Origin of the sequence: Dyella koreensis, from assembly GCF_044904565.1 — a bacterium.
GTDB lineage: Bacteria > Pseudomonadota > Gammaproteobacteria > Xanthomonadales > Rhodanobacteraceae > Dyella_D > Dyella_D koreensis.
Genome location: NZ_JADIKD010000004.1, coordinates 136,215 through 156,373, shown reverse-complemented (window position 1 = coordinate 156,373; position 20,159 = coordinate 136,215). Strand labels below are relative to the sequence as shown.

The 20,159-nt window shown below is 62.3% G+C and carries 19 protein-coding genes; 5 read left to right on the top strand and 14 right to left on the bottom strand.

The window, feature by feature from the left end; all coding sequences use genetic code 11:
- Window positions 1-82: 82 nt before the first annotated feature.
- The 7 genes from ISS97_RS00740 to ISS97_RS00710 form a co-directional block, all read right to left on the bottom strand.
- Window positions 83-1,339: a type II toxin-antitoxin system HipA family toxin gene (locus ISS97_RS00740; protein ID WP_379987283.1), complete on the bottom strand. Its 1,257-nt coding sequence runs from the start codon at window positions 1,337-1,339 to the stop codon at window positions 83-85.
- Window positions 1,336-1,686 carry a helix-turn-helix transcriptional regulator gene (locus ISS97_RS00735; RefSeq protein ID WP_379987284.1) on the bottom strand — a complete coding sequence of 117 codons (351 nt, stop codon included), beginning with the start codon at window positions 1,684-1,686 and terminating at the stop codon, window positions 1,336-1,338. Before ISS97_RS00735 ends, ISS97_RS00740 begins: the two co-directional genes overlap by 4 nt.
- A gap of 346 nt (window positions 1,687-2,032) precedes the next feature.
- Window positions 2,033-3,436, bottom strand: a complete 1,404-nt coding sequence (locus ISS97_RS00730) for an XVIPCD domain-containing protein (protein ID WP_379987285.1) — start codon at window positions 3,434-3,436, stop codon at window positions 2,033-2,035.
- A gap of 46 nt (window positions 3,437-3,482) precedes the next feature.
- Window positions 3,483-4,160, bottom strand: coding sequence for a lysozyme inhibitor LprI family protein (locus ISS97_RS00725; RefSeq protein WP_379987286.1), 678 nt, complete (start codon window positions 4,158-4,160; stop codon window positions 3,483-3,485).
- 121 nt (window positions 4,161-4,281) lie between these two features.
- A complete protein-coding gene (locus tag ISS97_RS00720) occupies window positions 4,282-5,058 on the bottom strand; it encodes a lysozyme inhibitor LprI family protein (protein ID WP_379987287.1) in 777 nt (258 codons plus the stop codon).
- Window positions 5,059-5,233: 175 nt separating this feature from the next.
- Complete coding sequence (locus ISS97_RS00715) at window positions 5,234-5,506, bottom strand: hypothetical protein (protein ID WP_379987288.1); 273 nt, start codon at window positions 5,504-5,506, stop codon at window positions 5,234-5,236.
- 266 nt (window positions 5,507-5,772) lie between these two features.
- A complete protein-coding gene (locus ISS97_RS00710) occupies window positions 5,773-6,729 on the bottom strand; it encodes a LysR family transcriptional regulator (protein ID WP_379987289.1) in 957 nt (318 codons plus the stop codon).
- A 142-nt stretch (window positions 6,730-6,871) separates the two neighbouring features.
- Here ISS97_RS00710 and ISS97_RS00705 point away from each other — a divergent pair, with 142 nt between their 5' ends.
- From ISS97_RS00705 to ISS97_RS00690, 4 genes are all read left to right on the top strand, one after another.
- A complete protein-coding gene (locus tag ISS97_RS00705; protein WP_379987290.1) occupies window positions 6,872-8,068 on the top strand; it encodes an efflux RND transporter periplasmic adaptor subunit in 1,197 nt (398 codons plus the stop codon).
- Between the two features lie 211 nt (window positions 8,069-8,279).
- A complete protein-coding gene (locus tag ISS97_RS00700) occupies window positions 8,280-11,477 on the top strand; it encodes an efflux RND transporter permease subunit (protein WP_379987291.1) in 3,198 nt (1,065 codons plus the stop codon).
- 97 nt (window positions 11,478-11,574) lie between these two features.
- Window positions 11,575-12,981 carry an efflux transporter outer membrane subunit gene (locus ISS97_RS00695; RefSeq protein WP_379987418.1) on the top strand — a complete coding sequence of 469 codons (1,407 nt, stop codon included), beginning with the start codon at window positions 11,575-11,577 and terminating at the stop codon, window positions 12,979-12,981.
- A 55-nt stretch (window positions 12,982-13,036) separates the two neighbouring features.
- Window positions 13,037-13,756: an SDR family oxidoreductase gene (locus ISS97_RS00690; protein ID WP_379987292.1), complete on the top strand. Its 720-nt coding sequence runs from the start codon at window positions 13,037-13,039 to the stop codon at window positions 13,754-13,756.
- Window positions 13,757-13,938: 182 nt separating this feature from the next.
- On the opposite strand, the gene ISS97_RS00685 is transcribed toward ISS97_RS00690, so the two are convergent.
- The 7 genes from ISS97_RS00685 to ISS97_RS00655 form a co-directional block, all read right to left on the bottom strand.
- Complete coding sequence (locus ISS97_RS00685) at window positions 13,939-15,102, bottom strand: AI-2E family transporter (protein WP_379987293.1); 1,164 nt, start codon at window positions 15,100-15,102, stop codon at window positions 13,939-13,941.
- Complete coding sequence (locus ISS97_RS00680) at window positions 15,099-15,389, bottom strand: hypothetical protein (RefSeq protein WP_379987294.1); 291 nt, start codon at window positions 15,387-15,389, stop codon at window positions 15,099-15,101. Before ISS97_RS00680 ends, ISS97_RS00685 begins: the two co-directional genes overlap by 4 nt.
- Window positions 15,386-15,877 (bottom strand): ABC transporter ATP-binding protein, encoded by a 492-nt coding sequence (locus ISS97_RS00675; RefSeq protein ID WP_379987295.1) that lies wholly within the window; start codon window positions 15,875-15,877, stop codon window positions 15,386-15,388. The genes ISS97_RS00680 and ISS97_RS00675 overlap by 4 nt, the downstream gene beginning before the upstream one ends.
- A 24-nt stretch (window positions 15,878-15,901) precedes the next feature.
- Window positions 15,902-16,264, bottom strand: a complete 363-nt coding sequence (locus ISS97_RS00670; RefSeq protein ID WP_379987296.1) for a DUF883 family protein — start codon at window positions 16,262-16,264, stop codon at window positions 15,902-15,904.
- Window positions 16,265-16,338: 74 nt separating this feature from the next.
- Window positions 16,339-16,494 (bottom strand): DUF1328 domain-containing protein, encoded by a 156-nt coding sequence (locus tag ISS97_RS00665; RefSeq protein WP_379987297.1) that lies wholly within the window; start codon window positions 16,492-16,494, stop codon window positions 16,339-16,341.
- A gap of 195 nt (window positions 16,495-16,689) precedes the next feature.
- Window positions 16,690-17,319: a YbhB/YbcL family Raf kinase inhibitor-like protein gene (locus tag ISS97_RS00660; RefSeq protein WP_379987298.1), complete on the bottom strand. Its 630-nt coding sequence runs from the start codon at window positions 17,317-17,319 to the stop codon at window positions 16,690-16,692.
- Window positions 17,320-17,376: 57 nt separating this feature from the next.
- Window positions 17,377-18,471, bottom strand: a complete 1,095-nt coding sequence (locus tag ISS97_RS00655) for a PQQ-dependent sugar dehydrogenase (RefSeq protein ID WP_379987299.1) — start codon at window positions 18,469-18,471, stop codon at window positions 17,377-17,379.
- A 119-nt stretch (window positions 18,472-18,590) separates the two neighbouring features.
- Between ISS97_RS00655 and ISS97_RS00650 the strand changes: the two genes are divergently transcribed.
- On the top strand, window positions 18,591-20,066 hold the full coding sequence (locus tag ISS97_RS00650) for an AAA family ATPase (RefSeq protein WP_379987300.1): 1,476 nt from the start codon (window positions 18,591-18,593) through the stop codon (window positions 20,064-20,066).
- Window positions 20,067-20,159 lie beyond the last annotated feature (93 nt).

Here is a 20,159-nt window from a genome sequence, read left to right as displayed (position 1 = left end):
GAAGAATTCTGAAGGCGCATAAAAGAACGCGCTTTCATGTCGCTAATCGGGCAACGGCGTCACGCGCCGCCACTGTTCTGACTCAACGGGCGGAATCCATCACACCGCGCATCTTCGCTATCTCCGAAGCGCGGGCGCCGAGCTGCCGTGCCACGATCAGCCAGCCATCGACAGCCTTGCGGACCTCTTCTGCGATGATCTCGGCCTTGGACTTTTTCAGTCGGTAGTAGTCCGCCGTAGCCATGAGCAAATCGGAGTTCGGGGTGGTATCTGCCTCGTTGATACCCAGAACGTGATCGTTCTTGGCCGGATTGGGATTGATGTCGAATGCGGGGGACAGCCGCCAGCCATCCACGTCGCGAAGAAACCCATGGTTACGCAGATGGTCGTCGCGATTACCAACCAGAATGTTGAACAGCACCCGACGAAACAGTTGTTCCAGTTCCCTGGCTATATACGTTGGCGTGCCGACCTCCTCGATCAACGCAACCAGGTCTAGGTAACTGTGGAAATTGGCACTGTTTGTTGCGAGCAGGGTCATGGCCGAGGCATAAGCCCGCCGACTTCCATTCACGCGATCAAAACGCGATACCGCGAAGGTATGACCTCGGTCCGACAGCTTCATCAGTGCCGCGGGCGGCATGTTGATACCTGACTCCAGCGCCAGTTTGTAGGTGATGAACTCCCACAGACCCACATCGTGCTCATCGTCGTTGGACGGAAACTTGGCGATCCATAGGCTGCCGTCTTCCTCGCGCATGCTCGCCTTGGGGCGCGCGCCGCCTAATGATGCGCCTGGTGCGATGAGCTGTTTTACCCACGCAATGCGTTCTGGCGTGTCGGCCTCTTCGTCACGCTCGATCATGCCCGCGATGGCCTCCAGCTCTCGCATGGACGTAACCGGCGGTGCATCCAGGGCAGCGTGGCTTACGTACTCCGCTGACTGCGGGTCGCGTAGACGCATGGCCCCCATGCGTCCTTCATCGGCGACACCGGTCAGGTAGTCCCAGTCATTGAGCGTTCGCGGCAAACGCTTTTCAGCGTGAGCGTCAATGATTTCGCGCCAATCCATAAGCAGCCGCCCCCATCGATCAGGCGAGCCATCCTGGAACACACCCGCGAGCGTCTGGGTTCCCGTATGCGCGTAATGTCGCCCTGCTCCCAGCGGCAAGTCGGGGTCGAGCTGGAAGGTGGCAACAGGTTCGCTCCTGCTTAGCCATGCATCGGCATATTCAAAGCTCAGGATATGGCGCCCCCGGTTGCCAGCTCGATCCAACCGCCCGACCCGGGCGCTGCCGCCCAAGGTGGCATCATCGATCCATACATCGAGCGTATTCATGCTTTGTCGTCCGGCTTGGCGGCCGGCGCGCGCGGCGCAAGCTTTGTCCGGCGCGGCGCGCGCACACGTTTGCTGTCCTGCAACTCGCGCCCCAGTGAGTCCTGTGCCGCGATGGCATCGACATCGGCGCCCAATCCCAAGACGGTCAGCACGCGCAGCATGATGGCCAGGCTTGTGGTCGGGTCGCCGTTCTCCAGCTTGGCCACGGTTGGGGCGGACACGCCGACACGCTCTGCCAGCATTTCCTGGGTCAGGTCACGACGAAGCCGAGCCGCGCGCAAGCGCTCGCCCAAAGCGGCGATCTGGCGTCGCGCCTGCGGATGAGTAGGGGGGACTCGCTTGGCCATGACAGGCTTTAATCCTAAATAAAAGCATGCCTTATCCTAGATAAAGGCCGTTTTATTTGCAATTAGTTCGTGCTTAACAATGTCATTGCCCCCTCCCAGCGAGGATGTCCCGCTAATCAGAACCGAGGGCAAACCCTCAGACGCTGAGCCGTCGCACCGCCGCCATACCCGGCAGCCTCTTCAATACGACCCGGCTCGTGGGCGCGATCGAACAACTCGCGCACCCATGCCATGAAAGCCCGCATACGCAGGCAGGAGATCCATAGTCGGGCGCAACGAGCAGCGGCGAACAGGCACGAAGGCCTGGATAGCGCCTGAAAACGAATGAGCCAGCAGGCTCAGGCGCCTAGCGCATCTGCATGGCCGCGCTGGACTGCTGCACGGTTTGATCTTGTTGCTGCTGTTGCTGCTGTTGTGCCTGCTCGTGATGCTGCTGGAACTGCTGCATCGCCTGTGGCCATTGCGCCCCGCTCTGCTCCATCGGGGTGTTCAGGGCCTGCACCGTATTAACGTTGCAGAACTGGTCAAAGAAGTGATCGCGCACGCCGGGTGGACGTTGCGCGCCCCATAGCGCACTGGCGTCCTCGCTCAGCGCGATCTGATCGATCCGCTGCAAGCCATCGGTGCGCGCCTGGACCGTCAGCGCCGAAGCGAGCTGATCGCTGCGTTGATCTGGCACGCGTCCGTTCTGTTGATCCAGCTGGTGAACCAGGTCGCGCGTCCTGAGATAGAAGGCGTTGTCGGGGTGTGTCGGATCGTCCAGCCGTAACGGGCACTGCCAGGTCTGGGTGCTCGTGTTTGCCTGAGCCCGCGCCTGGATTTGTTCTTCAATCGCTTTCTGCGTTGCCGGGCCCGCGGCGCCATCCGCCGTCAGGCCGTGATCGCGCTGAAAGGCTTCTACGGCGGCCTTGGTCGTCGGACCAAAATGCTTGTCGGCGACGAGAGGGTTTCCGCGGGGATCGGTGTAGCCGAGCTCTCCGAGCCGGGTCTGCAGGTCACCCACCGCATCGCCACGAGCGCCCAGCTTCAGCGAGCCATGGCCTGCCGTGTGACTCTGCGCAACCGTTGAAGGATCGATAAGCTTCAAGTCGGCCAGAGCACCATTCAAACGCTCTTCCCGGCCAGCAACAGCTCGCTCATGGTTCTTCGCATATCCGGTGGCGTTGATGAACTCCTGTAGGTCACTTCGACTAATCGTGTCGCCCAACTGCAACGTGCCGCCTGGCATCTTTACGGATTGCCCTTCGAGATAGGCGAGCATCGAATTGGATGGAGCCTTGCCTCCGATGCCGTCGATATGGAACTGATTGTCGTAATCAGCTATTGCCAACTGCAGTTCATCACTTGAAGCAATGGCATCCGCAACTGCCGGGTTAGTGCTCCGTAAAGAACCAACCAGATCATCAACACGCGCAACAGCCTTACCAAGGTTCTTGTTCGTGAACTCGTTCAGATCTTCCTTTGGAATGGCGCGGAGCTGCGCATCCAAGGGTTCCAGCTCTGCCTGAGTTAGTCCTCCTCCTTGTGTAGAGAGGGCTTTAATCTGTTCGGATGTGAAGCCGTGAGACGTAAGGAATTGTTTTACGTAGCCATGATCTCTTGCAACGTCGAATTGCAGAATCCCAAACGAATAGGAACTGCTTTCATTGCCAGCCCAACTGAACTTAGTGAGCACATCCTCGTTGTTACTATTTTCTGTAGCGAAAAGCACAGTGCGCAGCTGATCAGCTGTAATAGTTGTGTTCGTCATAAACTCATTCCTTTAAGGTAGGCCAGCATTCCTTTGAAAACAAAAACTATCCGCCGAAGCAATGTTCGTTGGTGAAATCGATGAGATTTTGGTCGGTATCCTCGTTCTCTTTGAACGACTGCATTGCGAAGTGGCCGATCATGTCGTCGTCGCAGATCATCACTCGCGAGCGAGTGGAACCATCCAAGATCGTGCAGTAACCGCCAAAACTATCGTTGCTGTTAGCGTAGCCAACAGGAAGATCAATCAGCCTGTCACAACCAATAACTCGGGCGCTTCGCTTATTCGAAGCCAAGGATTTATTGAAGGACGCCACCCGGTAGCCGGGGTCGCGATAGTAGAGCACGCTGCGACATGAGGTCCCGTCGGGAATACTGCATTCAGAGTCGTTAACGATGTACCCCTCCGTCTTCGAGAGAAGGTCGATTCGTGCCAAGTAGGCCTTGCTAAGACAGCTGACATCCGTGCAGATGTCACGCACGTACTTGATCCAGTTTCTTTGCTCTGTGACCAACTTCTGTTTGACAGATGGCTTCACAGCATCTAGCGCAGTTTGATAGCCCTTCTGAAGCTTGTCGTCCAGGGATGACAAGCTGCCATCTGCGCAGATCATCTTCTCTGTGGCCGAAGCTGCCTTCTTGCAATCGAAGCTTGCAGCCATGGATTGATTGGCCAGAAGCGATGCCGTCAGCAGGATGGCTATGTGCAGAATTCGTTTGGTCATCTCGCTGTTGTTCCAATGTAGAGGTTGAATGAGCCGGATATCCGAGCCTGTATTTCCGTATGTACGAGATAGGTGCAACGACTCCGTGTCGACAGTGCATGTTGTCTCCAATGGAGCTTAGTTATCCACCAAAGCATTTCTTATCGGTGAACTCAATCAGGTTCTGATCGGTATCCTCGCCATCCTTGACTGGCAGCATCCCGAAATGACCAAGCATTTCGTCGTTGCATATCTTCACCCGTGAACGGATCGACCCGTCCCTAGTTGTGCAGTAGCCGCCGAAGCTATGGTTGCTGTTAGCGTAGCCGACCGGAAGGTCGATCAACCTGTCACAGCCGATAACCCGAGCGCTTCGCTTGTTCGATGCCAAGGACTCGTTGAACGATGGGATCCGATAACTCGGATCACGGTAGTGAACTACGCTGCGGCATGAACTGCCGAACGGAATGCTGCATACACCTTCGTTGTTGATGATCCCTTTGGATTTGGCGAGAAGGTCGATACGCGCCGTGTATGCCTTGCTAAGACAGTTACTGTCCGTGCAGATGTTCCGGACGTACTTGACCCAGTTTCTCTGTTCCGCAATCAGCTTCGGCTTACTGAAGGGATCAACTGCACTCAACGCCATCCGATAGCCCTTCTGAAGGTCGTCATCGAGTGATGACAAGTTACTGTCTTCGCAGATCAGCTTCTCTGTGGCTGTAGAAACCTTCTTGCAGTCGAAGCTCGCGGCCATAGCTTGATTCGTCACAAGCGATGCCATCACCAGAATGGCTAGGCAAAGAATTCGCGCGGCCGACCACCGTGTCTTGGACTCATGCGTTCCCGAAGCTCGCGCCGCGCACGACGAGAGGACCGCCCTAGCAGTCAGAATTACCTTCCTTTGAATGCTCAACACGCAACCTCTCCTTGTCGTCCTACTCGCCGAACCTAAGCGAATTAGTTGTAAAGCGCGATCAGCGAATTCCTACACGCTTCTCATCCATATCGTCATCCATTCCCGCCGCAGAGGCGGCACACCCTTCCTCACGTGATGTGCCGCGAAGGACGATCACTGCGGCGCGCGTTTCCGCCTAGGGCTCGTGGCCGAGCGATTGGGCGTACTGGTTGAGGAAGTGGATGGCGGCATGCAGGCCTTCTTTGCGCGCCGCGGATAGCGGCCAGTGGCGGTTTTCCGCGGTGAGGTGTCGGGCCTGCAGGTCGCGAGCGATGTCGCTGTAGGCGATCAGGTGGCGTAGTTCATTGATCGCGATGGCGATGCCGGCTTGTTGCTGTGTGCGCTGCCGGCGCGGTTCCTCGTCCGGATCTACGAGGTAGAACGGACGTCCAAAGGGATCGTGGGGCATCGGGGTGGACGGATGCGTGCGCGCGTGCCGTATGATCGTGGGTAGCCATGATCAACTCCTAGTAAGTTGCGTTGTGGTTAGCGGGTCGTGTGAGTCCTACCTCGCACGATCCGCGCTTCTCACAGCATTGCTGCCATGGTCGCCGGTGTGACCATTGAAGAGACGCACCGACGACAACCCGAACGTAGCAAACACATCGAGCAACGTCTGTAGGTTTTGGCTTGCACGCTTCGCGGCGGCGGTGTCATCCGCCGCGAAGTGGTGTGTTACGCGCTGAGGCGCTGCGCCGGTGCGACGGGCTTCGCCATCGGCGGCTTCTTCAAACCCGGCTCGTTCGTGCGCTCGAACAACTCGCGTACCCATTCGATGAAAGCCTGCACGCGCGCGGAGAGATGTTTCTTCTGCGGGTAGACGATCCACACCGGTTTGCCGGTGGAGATGGTGTCGGCCATCACCAGCTCGATCATGCCTTTGTCGAGCATGCACGCCACCAGCATGTGCGGCGCCTGGGTGATGCCGAGGCCAGCGGACACCGCCTGGATCACCGACTCGCCGTCGTTGATCAACAGATGGGCGTCGATATCCACGCCCACCTGCCCGCTCGGCGTGTCGAACTGCCATTGGCGCTGGCGGCCGTTGGGGTAGACGTAGTTGATACAGCGGTGCTGCTTGAGGTCGTCGATGCTTTGGGGGGCGCCGTATTTGCGCAGGTAGTCCGGCGAGGCGCAGACCACGTTGCGCAGGTAGCCGATCTTGCGTGCGATCAAGCTGGAATCCTCCAGCTCGCCCACGCGGATGGCGCAGTCGATACCTTCTTCATTGAGGTCGGCCGGGCTGTCGGTCATCGACAGCTCCAGCCGGATATCCGGGTAGCGCTGCTCGAATTCGTCCAGGCGCGGGATGATCGCGGCCCGGCCCACCGCCAGCGAAATACCCACGCGCAGCTTGCCGGTGGGTTTGCGGGTGGCGTAATTGAGCGCCTCGGTCGCCTCGGTGAGATCGGCGAGGATTTCCTTGCATCGTGCATGGAACGCGGCCCCATCGTCGGTCAACCGCAGCGAACGGGTCGACCGGAACAGAAGGCGGGCACCGAGCCGTTCCTCCAACCGCGACACGGCGCGGCTGACCCCGGAGGGGGTCATGCCGAGCTGGGTGGCGGCGGCGGCGAAACTCTTGGCTTCCACCACGCGGACAAAGGCTGATATTGCTGCAAAGTCTTCCATAGAGACGATTCTCTGCTGATTCGTGACTGCCAGTCACTACTGCATTGCACCATGAGGGTATTTTCTATACCACAAAGTACACCTATTCTCTCGCGCCTCGAACGATTTGAACGAAACCGTTCACTAATTCTCGGAGCGCACGATGAAGAAACGATGGATCTTCGCCACCCTCGCCGTCGTTGCCGTGGCCGGCAGCTGGGCCGTTATCGGTAACCACGGCGCCAGCCACGCCCAGACCGCTCCCACCGGCGGCCCGCCTGAAGTCACCGTTGCCCAGGTACTGGTGCGGGCCGTCAACGACTCCGACGAGTTCACCGGCCGCCTGCAAGCCGTAGACACCATTGATCTGCGGCCACGCGTGGGCGGCTATGTGGATTCGATCCACTTCAAGGAAGGCGCGGCGGTCAAGAAGGGCGACCTGCTCTTCCGCATCGACCCGCGTCCCTTCCAGGCTGAAGTGGATCGCCTCACCGCCAATCTCAACCAGGCCAAGGCCGAACAGGCGCTGGCCGAGGCCAATGCGGCCCGCGGCCAGAAGCTGCTGGAACAGCACGCCATCTCCCGCGAGGAAGGCGACCGACTGAATACCGCCTCGCAGAGTGCGAAGGCGCAGGTGGCTTCCACCACCGCCGCCTTGCAGTCGGCCCGGCTCAACCTGGGCTTCACCGAAGTGCGCGCGCCGATCGATGGTCGCGTCAGCAATGCGCTGGTCACCCCGGGCAACCTGGTCACCAGCAATGACGTGCTCACCAGCGTGGTCAGTGTGGATCCGGTCTACGCGTACTTCGATGTGGACGAGCACAGCTACCTGAAGCTGGACCAGCTGCGCCGCGAACACGGCAGCGCACCGAAGGTGGCGATGGCCTTGGCGAATGAATCGGGCTTCCCGCATGTGGGCCGCATCGATTTCGTCGACAACCAGCTGCGCGTCAGCTCAGGCACGATCCGCCTGCGTGCGGTGTTCGACAACGCTGACGCTCGCTACACGCCGGGCCTGTATGTACGCATCCAGCTGCGCAGCGACAGCCGCCTCCCGCGTGCGTTGATTGATGACCGCGCGGTCGCTACCGACCTCGGCAACAAGTACGTCTACGTGCTCACCAAGGACCGCAAGGTGGAATACCGCAAGGTCACCACCGGCCCGCTGCTGGATGGTCTGCGCGTGGTCAACGACGGCTTGAATGCCAACGACGTGGTCGTCGTCAACGGCCTGCAGCGCGTGCGCCCCGGTGCGGAAGTGAACCCCACCAAGGTTGCCATGGATACCCGCAGCCTGGATGCGAGCAAGCAGCTGGCGCAGGCGGGTGGCGGGACGAACAAAGTGGCTTCGCAGGACTGACGAATGACTCCCCCCTGCGTGTCCCACGGGGACTTCCTTCGGGCGCAGCAGGGGAGGGTTGGGGAGGGGTCGAGCCCCTCAAGTTTGCAGCGGCATCGCAAGGGCTTACCCCCTCCCAACCTCCCCCTGCGAGCAGGGGGAGGGGCAGAAGCACGGCAACGCCACTCCTTTCCACTGACGGGAAGGAGTCAGAGCTACCAGGACCGATTCGATGAAAATCGCCCAATTTTTCGTGGACAGGCCGATTCTGGCCGGCGTCCTTTCCGTACTGATCCTTATCGCCGGCGGCATTTCGCTGTTCCGGCTGCCGATCAGCGAATACCCGGAAGTGGTGCCGCCCACCGTGGTGGTGCGCGCCAGCTACCCGGGTGCCAACCCGAAGGTGATCGCCGAGACCGTCGCCACGCCGCTGGAGGAACAGATCAACGGCGTGGAAGGCATGCTCTACACCTCCTCGCAGTCCACCAGCGATGGCGCGATGACGCTGACCGTCACCTTCGCGCTGGGTAGCGACCTGGATAACGCGCAGGTGCAGGTGCAGAACCGCGTGTCGCAGGCGCTCACCAAGTTGCCGCAGGAAGTGCAGCGTCTCGGCGTGACCACGCAGAAGAGCTCGCCCGACCTGACCATGGTCGTGCATCTCACCTCGCCCGATAACCGTTACGACATGCTCTACCTGTCGAACTACGCGCGCCTGCACATCAAGGATCAGCTCGCGCGCCTCAACGGCGTGGGCGACGTGCAGCTGTTCGGTGCGGGCGAGTACAGCATGCGTGTATGGCTGGATCCGCAGCGGTTGGCGCAGCGTCTGCTGACCACTGGCGATGTGATTCATGCGATCCAGGAGCAGAACGTGGCGGTCGCCGCCGGTGCGCTCAATGCGCCGCCCGGCCCGGGCAATGCCGCATTCCAGCTCAACATCAACACGCAAGGCCGCCTGATCAACGAGGAAGACTTCCTCAACATCATCGTGCGCACCGAGGCCAATGGCGCGGTGACGCATCTGCGCGATGTCGCGCGTGTGGAGCTGGGTTCGAACAACTACGCGCTGCGCAGCCTGCTGGACAACCAGCCGGCGGTGGCGATTCCGATCTTCGCCCGCCCGGGTTCCAACGCGATCCAGATCTCCGACGAAGTGCGCGCCACCATGGCGGGGCTAAAGAAGGATTTCCCGCAGGGTGTGGACTACCACATCGTCTACGACCCGACCGTGTTCGTGCGCGGCTCGATCGAGGCGGTGGTGCATACGTTGTTTGAAGCCATCGCGCTGGTCGTGCTGGTGGTGATCCTGTTCCTGCAGACCTGGCGTGCATCGATCATCCCGCTGGTAGCGGTGCCGGTGTCGCTGATCGGTACGTTCGCGGTGATGTATGTCGCCGGCTTCTCGCTCAACGCGCTGTCGCTGTTCGGCCTGGTGCTGGCCATCGGCATCGTGGTGGACGACGCCATCGTGGTGGTGGAGAACGTCGAGCGTCATATCGAACATGGCATGCGGCCGAAGGAAGCCACGCGCCAGGCGATGAAGGAAGTGACTGGCCCCATCGTGGCGACGGCGCTGGTGCTGTGCGCGGTGTTCGTGCCGGCCGCCTTCATCAGCGGCCTGACCGGCCAGTTCTATCGCCAGTTCGCACTGACCATCGCCATCTCCACGGTGATCTCGGCCTTCAACTCGCTGACCCTGAGCCCGGCGCTAGCCGCCATCCTGCTGCGCGACCATGACGCGCCGAAGGACAAGCTCACGGTGTGGATGGATCGCGGCCTGGGCTGGCTGTTCCGCCCGTTCAACCGCTTGTTCACGAGTGGTGCGAACCGCTATGTGGGTGGTGTGCAGCGTGTGCTGCGCTCCGGTTCCATCGCGCTGATGATTTACGGTGGCCTGGTGCTGCTGGGCTTCTTCGGCTTCGCCCATGTACCGACCGGCTTTGTGCCGCAGCAGGACAAGCAGTACCTGGTGTCGTTCGCGCAGCTGCCGGATGCCGCGTCGCTCGATCGCACGGAGGACGTGATCCGCCGCATGAGCGACATCGCGCTGAAGCAGCCGGGTGTGCAGAGTGCGGTGGCGTTCCCGGGTCTGTCGATCAACGGTTTCACCAACAGCACCAACTCCGGCATCGTGTTCGCCACGCTCAAGCCATTCGAAGAGCGCCGTGATCCGTCGCTGTCGGCAGGTGCGATTGCCGGTGCGCTGAACCAGAAGTTCGCTTCCATCCAGGACGCCTACATCGCGGTGTTCCCGCCGCCGCCGGTGATGGGCCTGGGTACGATCGGTGGTTTCCGCCTCCAGATCGAAGACCGTTCGGACGTGGGCTTTGAAGAGTTGTTCAAGCAGACGCAGGGTCTGATCGCTGCGAGCCAGAAGACGCCGGCATTGGCGGGCCTGTTCTCCAGCTATCAGGTGAGCGTGCCGCAGATCGATGCGGACGTGGACCGCGAGAAGGCCAAGGCGCAGGGTGTGGATCTGAGCGATGTGTATCAGACCATGCAGGCTTACATGGGCTCGCTCTACGTCAACGACTTCAACCGTTTCGGTCGTACGTATCAGGTGAACGTTTCCGCTGACCAGCATTTCCGCCGTGAGCCGGAAGACCTGTTGCAGCTGAAGACACGCAATGCGAAGGGCGAAGCGATTCCGCTCGGTTCGTTCCTGAGCGTGCATCAAGGCGTGGGCCCGGATCGCGTGCAGCACTACAACGGTTATCCCACCGCCGAGATCAACGGCGGCCCGGCTCCGGGCTTCAGCTCGGGCCAGGCGCAGGATGCGATGGAGAAGCTGGCGCGCGACAACCTGCCCAACGGCATGTCGTTCGAATGGACCGAGCTGACGTATCAGCAGATCCTCGCCGGCAATACCGCGGTGCTGGTGTTCCCCTTGTGCGTGCTGCTGGTGTTCCTGGTGCTGGCGTCGCTGTACGAGAGCCTGACCTTGCCGCTGGCGGTGATCTTGATCGTGCCGATGGTGCTGCTGTCCGCCATCTCCGGCGTGTGGCTGTCGGGTGGCGACAACAACATCTTCACCCAGATCGGTTTGATCGTGCTGGTGGGCCTGGCGTGCAAGAACGCGATTCTGATCGTGGAGTTCGCCCGCGAAGCGCAGATCCTGGAAGGGCTTGATCGCAAGCAGGCTGTGTTGGAAGCCGCCCGTCTGCGACTGCGCCCGATCCTGATGACCTCGATCGCTTTCATCATGGGCGTGGTGCCGCTGGTGACCTCGCACGGTGCGGGTGCCGAGATGCGTCATGCGATGGGTGTAGCGGTGTTCGCCGGCATGCTGGGCGTCACCTTCTTCGGCCTGATCTTTACCCCGCTGTTCTATGTGCTGATCCGCGGCTGGAGCGAAAGCGCCGCCGAGCGCCGTGCGGCTCGCCGCGCCGCGCGTGGTCTGCCGGCACCGGCGATGGAGGAACATTGAGATGTTGAACCTATTCAAGAACGCAAACCGGAGTGAGCGTCCGCTCACTCCGGCCTCGGCCGCCCGCACCGGCGCATCCGCGCTGCGCTGGACGGCGATGGTGGCCGCACTGGCACTGGCTGGTTGTGTGAGCGTGGGGCCGGATTATCACCGCCCCGACGAGAAGCCGCTGACCTTGCAAGAGGTCGACCAGAAGCAGGAAAGCGCGCAGGACTTCCAGGCCAACTGGTGGAAGCAGTTCAATGACCCGACACTGGATGCGCTCATCCAGCACGCGGCGAAGAACGCGCCGGATCTGAAGATCGCCATCGCGCATTTGCAGGAATCGCGTGCGCTGCTCGGCGTCAGTCGCGCCGATCAGTGGCCGACGGTGAATGCGGACGCCAGCTACACGCGTGCTCGCGGCCAGCAGCCGGGCTTCTCCACTAAGCGCACCACGGTTGAGACCTATCAGGCTGGCTTTGATGCCAGCTGGGAGCTGGATCTGTTCGGCGGGGTGCGTCGCTCAGTGGAAGCGGCCGGTGCGCAGGCCGATGCCAGCGCCGCATCGCTGCAGGATGCGCAGGTGACGTTGTTCGCCGACGTCGCGCGCTACTACTTCGATCTGCGCGGTACGCAGTTGCGTATCGATGTGGCCAAGCGCGATATCGACAACCAGCGCGAATCGCTGCGCCTGATCCAGGCACGCCTGGATATCGGCACGGGCTCCGAGCAGGACGTGGCCAGCGCGAATGCACGGCTCAGCTCGGTAGAAGCGCAGTTGCCGGTGCTGGAAACGCAGGCGCATGCCGATGCGGCGCATCTGGCCGTGTTGCTGGGCGAACGTCCCGGTGAGCTGGACATCGACCTGGCGCCGCAGCGCTTCAAGGCGATCGATGTCTCCCTGCCGATCGGCAACGCCGGCGATGTCCTGGCGCGCCGCCCTGACGTGCGCGTGGCGGAGCGCGAGCTGGCCGCCGCCAATGCACGCATCGGCGTCGCCAAGGCGGATTGGTTTCCGCATATCACGCTGGGTGGCTTTGTCGGCTTCCTCGCCGGGCAGAGCAACAACTTTGGCAGTCCCGCCACGCGTGCTTGGTCGATCGCGCCGAGCATCAGCTGGCCGGGCCTCAACGTGCAGCGCGTGCGTTCCAACGTAAAGGCGAGCGAAGCGCGTGCCGATGCGGCGATGGCGAACTATCAGCGTACGGTGTTGACTGCCGTGGAAGACGTCAACAACTCGCTGGTGAGTTTCAACCTGCAACGCGAGCGCGTGCAGAAGTTGATCGATCAGGTGGCGCAGAGTCGCCGGGCAGCGGACTTGGCGCGCATCCGCTACAACGAAGGTGCCGCGGACTTCCTGCAACTTTTGGATGCCGAGCGCACTCAGCTCACTGCCGAGGATTCGCTGGCCGAAGCGGAGGCCGCGATCAACCTGCGCGCCGTCGCTGTGTACAAGGCGCTGGGTGGCGGCTGGCAAGCGTGCGGTGACGAACACTGCACCCAAGTCGCACAGGTGCCGTGAGTGCCAGGCGATGAACCCGCTCCCGTTTCCACGTCGCTCTCCGCGTGAGCGTTCGTTGGCTACCGAACCGCCACTGACCCAGCGTATCGCGCTGGTCAGTGGCGCCAATCGCGGACTCGGACTCGAAGTCGCCCGCCAGCTCGGCACCAGCGGCATGACGGTATTGCTCGGCGCCCGCAATCTCGCCGCGGGCGAAAAAGCCGCGAAGCAATTGCGACGTGCCGGTAGCGACGTGGTGGCCGTGCAACTGGATGTGACGGCGCAGGCTGATGTGGATGCGCTGGCGGCACGCATCGAGCAGGACTACGGCCGGCTCGACATTCTGGTCAATAACGCTGGCGCGTTCTTCGATATCGGCGACCGTGCTTCATCGGTCGACGTCTCCCACGTACAAAGCGCACTCGACACTAACTTGCTCGGCGCGTGGCGCCTCAGCGAAGCCGCCGTGCCGCTGATGAAGCGCCACGCCTACGGTCGCATCGTCAACGTCTCCAGCGGCTGCGGTGCCATCGACAGCGAAGGCGAAGACTGCCCCGCCTACCGCGTCTCCAAAGCCGCCCTCAACAGCTACACCCGCATGCTCGCCAGCGAACTGCGCGGCAGCGGCATCCTGGTCAACGCCGTTTGCCCCGGCTGGGTCGCCACCGACATGGGTGGTCCTGGTGGAAGGCCTGTCGCTGATGGCGCCGCCGGCATCGTGTGGGCGGCTTGCCTGCCGCCGCAAGGATCGATCACAGGCGGTTTTTTTCGGGATCGCGCGCCGATCGCCTGGTGACATTCGCGATGCGACACCGCGATGCCGCCCTCCCATCATGTTGCGGCAACGCGATTTTGTAGGAGCGCACCCTGTGCGCGAAAGCCCTGCGTTAGCAGGGCCGCCTAGATACCGTGCGTTATTCAAGAGCGCGGCCCTTCGGGCCGTTTCGCGCACAGGGTGCGCTCCTACGGTGGCTTCATTTAACGCTGCACCAACTGTGCAAACCAGCGCCACCCTCGCACACGCTCAGCCACCAATTTGGCGCTAGTCAACATAGGCACGGCAAGCAGCGCACCGGGGATGCCCCATAGCCATCCCCATACCAACAGCCACAGCAAGATGGCGACGGGACTCAGCCGCATACGCCGCCCCTGGATAAACGGCGTAATCAAATTGCCTTCCACCGCCGTGATACCAGCAAACGTCAACGCCGGCAGCAAAGCATGGCCCGGGTCGTTGAAATTCATCAGGCCGACCAGTGCCAGCACGGTCGTCGTCGTGACTGCGCCAACATAAGGAATAAAGTTGGCCAACATCGCCACCGCACCCCACAACAACGGGTCAGGCACCCGATAAGCCCACAACATGCCGGCGGTAAGCAGGCCCAGTACCAGGTTGATCAGCAGGGTGGTGAGAATGTAGCGCGACACCTCGGTCTGAATGCTACGCACGATTGCGACGACGTGACGCTTGTAACCCAGGTTGGGAGCGATCTCGACCATCCGTCGCAACAATGCATCACCGTAGATCAGGAAAAAGAACACCAGCAGCACCACGGTGAGCACGGCGGCGACTACTTTAGGCGTGGTCGCCAATATGTCCCAGGCATTGACTGCCACGTCGGCCGACCGAGCCGGCGCGCGCACGGTTTGGCCGCTCACCAGCGTTTGCGTGGCGCGACTGGCTGCTTCCAATGGCTGCGTGACCGCGCGCAGCTTGGGCACGAAATTCTTGATCGCCGTTGGGGCGTCGTGGAACCAGCCCACCGCGGGTTGCGCCAACAACCCGATACCTGTGCCAATGCCGGCGATCAGGACGATCATCAACACGCTCGCGCTTAACCAGCGCGGCACACCCCGCCGCGCAGTCGCGGCAACGATGGGATTAAGCGCGAGGCCGATGAAGCCGGCGAGCACCAGCGGAATCAGCAGCGCCTTGATCAGGGTAATGGTGTACAGCAACGCCAGGATCAGCAGCACATTGAGCACCACACGAATACCGCGCAGATGGTTTTGCGTGGCGCGCGCGATGTAGTGGCGATGATGACGGCGTTTTACCTGCCCCTGCGCGAGCGGGTTTGCGCTCGCGCTTTCGGCGCCGACGGCGGGAGCCGGCGGCGGCACAGGGAGCAGGGGATCGCTCATGATGCGTCGAAGCCGCCTTCGCTGAATTCACGGACCAGACGCGCGGCCTGCATCACCACTTCGGCAGCGCTGCCGCTCAACAAGGCGCCCAGGCCCGGCACGCGCAACGGATGGACGTTCAACTGGCCCAGGACGAAACCGAGACCCGCGGCCACGCTGACCGTACCCAGGGGATGCCGCCGTCCGCGATCCAGCAGTGCGCCGGCGGGTTCAGCCACACGCTGCCGCGCCTCGATGACATCAGCGCGTGCGGCACGCACGGCATGGAGATGTTTGAACACGCTCATGTCCCGTCCTCCCGGCTGGCGGGCCGATCCGCGTCGGCGCCCGCCGTTTCGCTGCGTTCGGCCTTGCGCATTGCCTGGCGCATGGTCTCACGCCATTCGCCGCGCGTGGCGGGCAGGCTCAGCCAATGCATGCAGCGCCGGAACAGCAGGATCATGGCGTACAGGAATACGCCCTGCAGCAGCGCCAATACCACCAACGCCCACGCCCAGGAATCCAGCCATTTCGCCAGCAGCACGCCGATCAGCGCCATCAGGCTCAGGCCGAGACCGACCCCCGCCACGGTGGCGGCCAGCCCGGCCAGCAGCATCCAGGAAATGGCGCTGCGCGCGAGGCCGAGTTCGGCGATCAGCAGGTTTAGCTGCGCGCCGAACAGCTGCTTGAAGGCGCGTCCGGCCCGACCGACGTCATCCAGTACACCCGGCGCCTCGGGCTGCCCAGGCGTTTCGCCGGCCGCGTCGGCGGCTTCCTCACGCCCGGGATCGTGCATCCCCTGCCCTCGCTGTCACGTTTTTCAGCGGCGCAGGATGCGGCCGAGCAGCCAGCCCGCGCCCAGCGCGATGGCGACCGACTGCACCGGCTTTTCGCGCACGTAATCGCGCGCCTTGCCCAGCCATTCGTCGGCGCGATCCATGGCGTCGTCGTAGACCTCACGGCTGCGTTCGCTGTATTCGCCGGCCTTGCTGCTGGCGCGCGTGGCGGCGCCCGCAGCCTTGTCGGTGGCCCGATGCAGGCTTTCTTCCACGTGGTCGGCGGCGCGCTCGACCGCTTCCTTGGCGCCGGTGACGGCGCTGGTCGTGGCCTGCTTGATGCGTTCGGCGCCTTCCTCGATACGGTTGCCCGCGTTGGCTTCCTGCGCCTGGACTTGCTTGTTCATGGCGTTCTCCGGTGGACAGAGGGATGACTCTAGCGAATTTGCCGGTGCCGTGGCGCACGGCGCGGCGCTTTCGTTCAGTTGGTACGCCGGAAGAAGGCGATGGCGGCGAGGATCAGGAACACGATGAACAGGATTTTGGCGATACCAGCAGCAGTGCCTGCAATCCCTGTGAACCCGAACAACGCCGCGATAATGGCGATGATCAGAAAGACCAGGGCATAGTGAAGCATGGCGCGATCCTCGATGAACGGGCGGGACGGTCGCCCCACCACCATTCATCCACAGCGCATGCCTTGCCAGCGTGAAGGCTATGCGCGGCGGCCTGCACGCCTTCACCACAATAGTGCGGAAGTGAGTGACGAGGAGTGAGAAACGAGGGACAGCGCCTGCGTTCTTGCCGGCTCTGTTTTCTCACTTCGCTCGACTCATTTCCCGTTCGTGGCCGCTGGATTGATCGCGTAGCTGCCGACGATTTCCGCTTCGTCGAGAACGTGCCCTTCCATGGCGTTGCGCAACTCGGCCAGGGTAAAACCGTCGGCCAGTTTCAACGAACTCACGTCGAGCGCGTGGATGCGGAAGTGGTAGTGGTGAACCAGCGCATCGTTCCACGGCGGGCACGGACCGTCGTAGCCGAGGTATTCGCCACCCATGTCGGCGTCGCCCTTGAACCAGCCGGTGAAATCGTTCATGCCCTGCACGCTGCCAGGCGGTCCGTAAGGCGCGCGCTTGCCGCGGGCCACCACGCTTTCGCTGCAGGCGCCGGCCGCCAACTCGCCGCATTCCACCGGGATATTTGCCATCAGCCAGTGCACGAATTCCACGCGTGGCAGATCCGCCGGTACGGTGCGTCCCGGTTGGTTCACGTCGTCTCCACGGCTGGGCACATCAGTGTCGATGCAAGTAAGCACATAGGAACGTGTCGCCAGCGGCGCGTCCTTCCACGCCAGGTGCGGACTCCAGTTGTCCGACAGAGTCACCGGATCACCGGGCTTGCCGAAGGCGTAGCGCGCGGGAATCGGCTGGCCGTCCTGAAAACTGTCGCTGCGAAGTTGCACTGCGTTCTCCTGTGATCGATCGAATGCGAAGCCCGCCGGACAGGCGGGCCCGATAACTTACTTGGCGGCCTGATAGGTAACGCGGTACAGCGCGCCCGCTTCATCGTCGCTTACCAGCAGGCTGCCGTCTGGCAGCGGCTGCACATCCGCCGGCCGGCCCCATGCTTTTTCGTCCTGCTGGAAGCCCTCGATCAGCGGTTCGTACGAAGCCACTTTGTCGCCATTGAGACGCACCGTCATCACGCGATAGCCGGATTTCTTGGTGCGATTCCACGAACCGTGCTCGGCGATGATCAGCGCGCCCTTGTAGCTGGCTGGGAATTGCTTGCCTTCATAGAAACGCAGGCCCAGCGAGGCGACATGCGGACCGAGCTTCAGCACGGGCGGCGTGTAGTCCTTGCAGTTCTTGCCCTTGCCGAACTCGGGATCGAGCGTGTCGCCCTGGTGGCAATAGGGGTAACCGAAGTGCTCGCCGACGCGGGTGAGGCGGTTCAGTTCGTCACTGGGCATGTCGTCGCCCATCATGTCGCGGCCGTTGTCGGTGAACCACAACTGGTTCGAGCCCGGCCGCCAGGTGAAGCCGACCGTGTTGCGGATGCCGTAGGCCACATCTTCCAGGCCCGTGCCGTCTGCATTGAGGCGGGTGAGCTTGGCGTAGTCCTTACCTTTGTCGCAGATATTGCACGGCGCGCCGATCGGCACGTACAGCTTGCCGTCCGGACCGAAGGCGATGAACTTCCAGCCGTGGTGCGTTTCGGTGGGGAATTTGTCATAGACCACCTCGGGCTTGGGCGGCGCATCCAAATGGTTCTCGATATCGCGCAAGACCACGATCTTGCTGACGGCGGACACGTACAGATCGCCATTCTTGAACGCGACACCCACCGGCAGTTGCAGGCCGGTGGCGAGCACACGCACCTTGTCGGCCTTGCCGCTGCCGGTACTGTCGGTGAGCGCATAGACCTTGCCGGCATCGTTGGAACCGACGAACACCGTGCCTTTGGCGCCCAGTGCGATCTCGCGCGCATTCGGCACTTGATCGGAGTAGACGGCGATATGGAACCCCTTGGGCAGGGTGAGCTTGTCGAGCTGGGGGGCGGCCATCGCCGGAACCGCTAGCAGGCCGAGTGCGAGAGACAGCAGCAAACGCATGGGGAAAGACTCCGTGGGAGACCGGAGCGAGAGCGTATACCGACCCGCGTGAAGTTGCCTCTGCCACAAGCCGGTGAGCCGGCTCTGCTATTGTGCCGGCCCACGGAGGGGCGAGTTACATGAGCGAATTGCAGGACCTGACCACCTTGGTGCGCGCGGCTACGCCGCTGCTGGTCATCGAGACGGTCGACGAACAACGTGTCATCGAATGTTTCCGCCATGTGATCTCGCAGGCACTGCGCCCGCTATGGCGCTGGACGCTGACCGACGGCCTCACGCGGCTCGATTTCGTGCAGCCTGAAGCAGAGGTGGCGCCGGACGCCGGGGCCACCCTGGATGCCATTCGCACGGCCAGCGAGCGCGGCATCTATCTGCTGTTCGATTTCCATCCCTTCCTGCGTTACGCCATGACGTTGCGCCAGCTGCGCGAAATCGTGCAGCGGCAGAGTTCTTCCGCCCATACCGTAGTGCTGATCGGCGCGCGCATCGAGCTGCCGGAGGAACTGGAAGCGTTGTCCATGCGCGTGCCGCTGTCGCTGCCCGACATCAAGGAACTCGCCGCGATCCTGCGCGCCGAAGCACTGGCGTGGCAGCGCGAACAGGGCCGTCGCGTGGAAGTGGATGGCGAAGCAGCGCGCACCATCGTGCGCAACCTGCTCGGTCTGGCGGCACCGGATGCGCGGCGCATCGTGCGCAAGCTGATCTACAACGATGGCGCGCTCACCGCCAACGATCTACCGGATCTGATGCAGGCGAAGTTCGATCTGCTCAATCGCTCCGGTCTGCTGCACTACGAATACGCCACCGCCAGCTTCGCCGATATTGCTGGCGTCAGCCGCGTGCGCGAATGGGTGCAGCGGCGGCGCGGGGTGTTTCTCGCGGCCACGCCGGATCCCATGCTCGATCCGCCTAAGGGCGTGTTGCTGCTCGGCGTGCAGGGGTGCGGCAAGAGCCTGGCGGCCAAGGCCATCGCCGGCGGCTTTGGCGTGCCGCTGGTGCGACTGGACTTCGGCGCGCTGTACAACAAATACCAGGGCGAGACCGAAAAGAATCTGCGCGAAGCGTTGCAGAGCACCGAGCTGCTCGCACCCTGCGTATTGTGGATCGACGAAATCGAGAAGGGCCTCGCCAGCGGCGGCGAGGATGGCGGCGTTTCGCGCCGCGTACTCGGCTATCTGCTGACCTGGATGGCCGAACGCAAGGCCAAGGTGTTCGCGGTCGCCACGGCGAATGCGGTGCAGGAGTTGCCGGCCGAGCTGCTGCGCAAGGGGCGTTTCGACGAGATCTTCTTTGTCGATTTGCCGCAGACCTCGGTGCGTGCGGAGATCTTCGCCATGCATCTGCGGCGGCGCAAACTGCCGGTGGAGCAGTTCGATCTGCCCGCCCTGGCTGCCGCCAGCGAAGGCTTCTCCGGCGCGGAGATCGAGCAGGCCATCGTCAGTGCGCTGTATGACGCCAGCAGTGGCAACACGCCACTGGAGCAGGCTACCTTGCTAGCCGCGCTGGAACAGACGCGCCCGCTGTCGGTACTGATGCACGAACAAGTGGAAGCTTTGCGGATCTGGGCGCGTGGGCGCTGCGTACCGGCGGATTGAATCTCCACCTCGATAACACTGTAGGAGCCCACCCTGTGGGCGACCGCTCTTCGACTGGGCGTTTCGAGCACCCGTCGCGCACAGGGTGCGCTC

Bases quoted from the DNA above. Each gene is read 5' to 3' on its own strand.
- ISS97_RS00725 (WP_379987286.1), bottom strand. From the start codon at position 4,160: ATGACCAAACGAATTCTGCACATAGCCATCCTGCTGACGGCATCGCTT.
- ISS97_RS00715 (WP_379987288.1), bottom strand. From the start codon at position 5,506: ATGCCCCACGATCCCTTTGGACGTCCGTTCTACCTCGTAGATCCGGAC.
- ISS97_RS00650 (WP_379987300.1), top strand. From the start codon at position 18,591: ATGAGCGAATTGCAGGACCTGACCACCTTGGTGCGCGCGGCTACGCCG.
- ISS97_RS00700 (WP_379987291.1), top strand. From the start codon at position 8,280: ATGAAAATCGCCCAATTTTTCGTGGACAGGCCGATTCTGGCCGGCGTC.
- ISS97_RS00740 (WP_379987283.1), bottom strand. From the start codon at position 1,339: ATGAATACGCTCGATGTATGGATCGATGATGCCACCTTGGGCGGCAGC.
- ISS97_RS00685 (WP_379987293.1), bottom strand. From the start codon at position 15,102: ATGAGCGATCCCCTGCTCCCTGTGCCGCCGCCGGCTCCCGCCGTCGGC.
- ISS97_RS00710 (WP_379987289.1), bottom strand. From the start codon at position 6,729: ATGGAAGACTTTGCAGCAATATCAGCCTTTGTCCGCGTGGTGGAAGCC.
- ISS97_RS00655 (WP_379987299.1), bottom strand. From the start codon at position 18,471: ATGCGTTTGCTGCTGTCTCTCGCACTCGGCCTGCTAGCGGTTCCGGCG.
- ISS97_RS00675 (WP_379987295.1), bottom strand. From the start codon at position 15,877: ATGCACGATCCCGGGCGTGAGGAAGCCGCCGACGCGGCCGGCGAAACG.
- ISS97_RS00705 (WP_379987290.1), top strand. From the start codon at position 6,872: ATGAAGAAACGATGGATCTTCGCCACCCTCGCCGTCGTTGCCGTGGCC.
- ISS97_RS00730 (WP_379987285.1), bottom strand. From the start codon at position 3,436: ATGACGAACACAACTATTACAGCTGATCAGCTGCGCACTGTGCTTTTC.
- ISS97_RS00665 (WP_379987297.1), bottom strand. From the start codon at position 16,494: ATGCTTCACTATGCCCTGGTCTTTCTGATCATCGCCATTATCGCGGCG.
- ISS97_RS00735 (WP_379987284.1), bottom strand. From the start codon at position 1,686: ATGGCCAAGCGAGTCCCCCCTACTCATCCGCAGGCGCGACGCCAGATC.
- ISS97_RS00680 (WP_379987294.1), bottom strand. From the start codon at position 15,389: ATGAGCGTGTTCAAACATCTCCATGCCGTGCGTGCCGCACGCGCTGAT.
- ISS97_RS00670 (WP_379987296.1), bottom strand. From the start codon at position 16,264: ATGAACAAGCAAGTCCAGGCGCAGGAAGCCAACGCGGGCAACCGTATC.
- ISS97_RS00695 (WP_379987418.1), top strand. From the start codon at position 11,575: ATGGTGGCCGCACTGGCACTGGCTGGTTGTGTGAGCGTGGGGCCGGAT.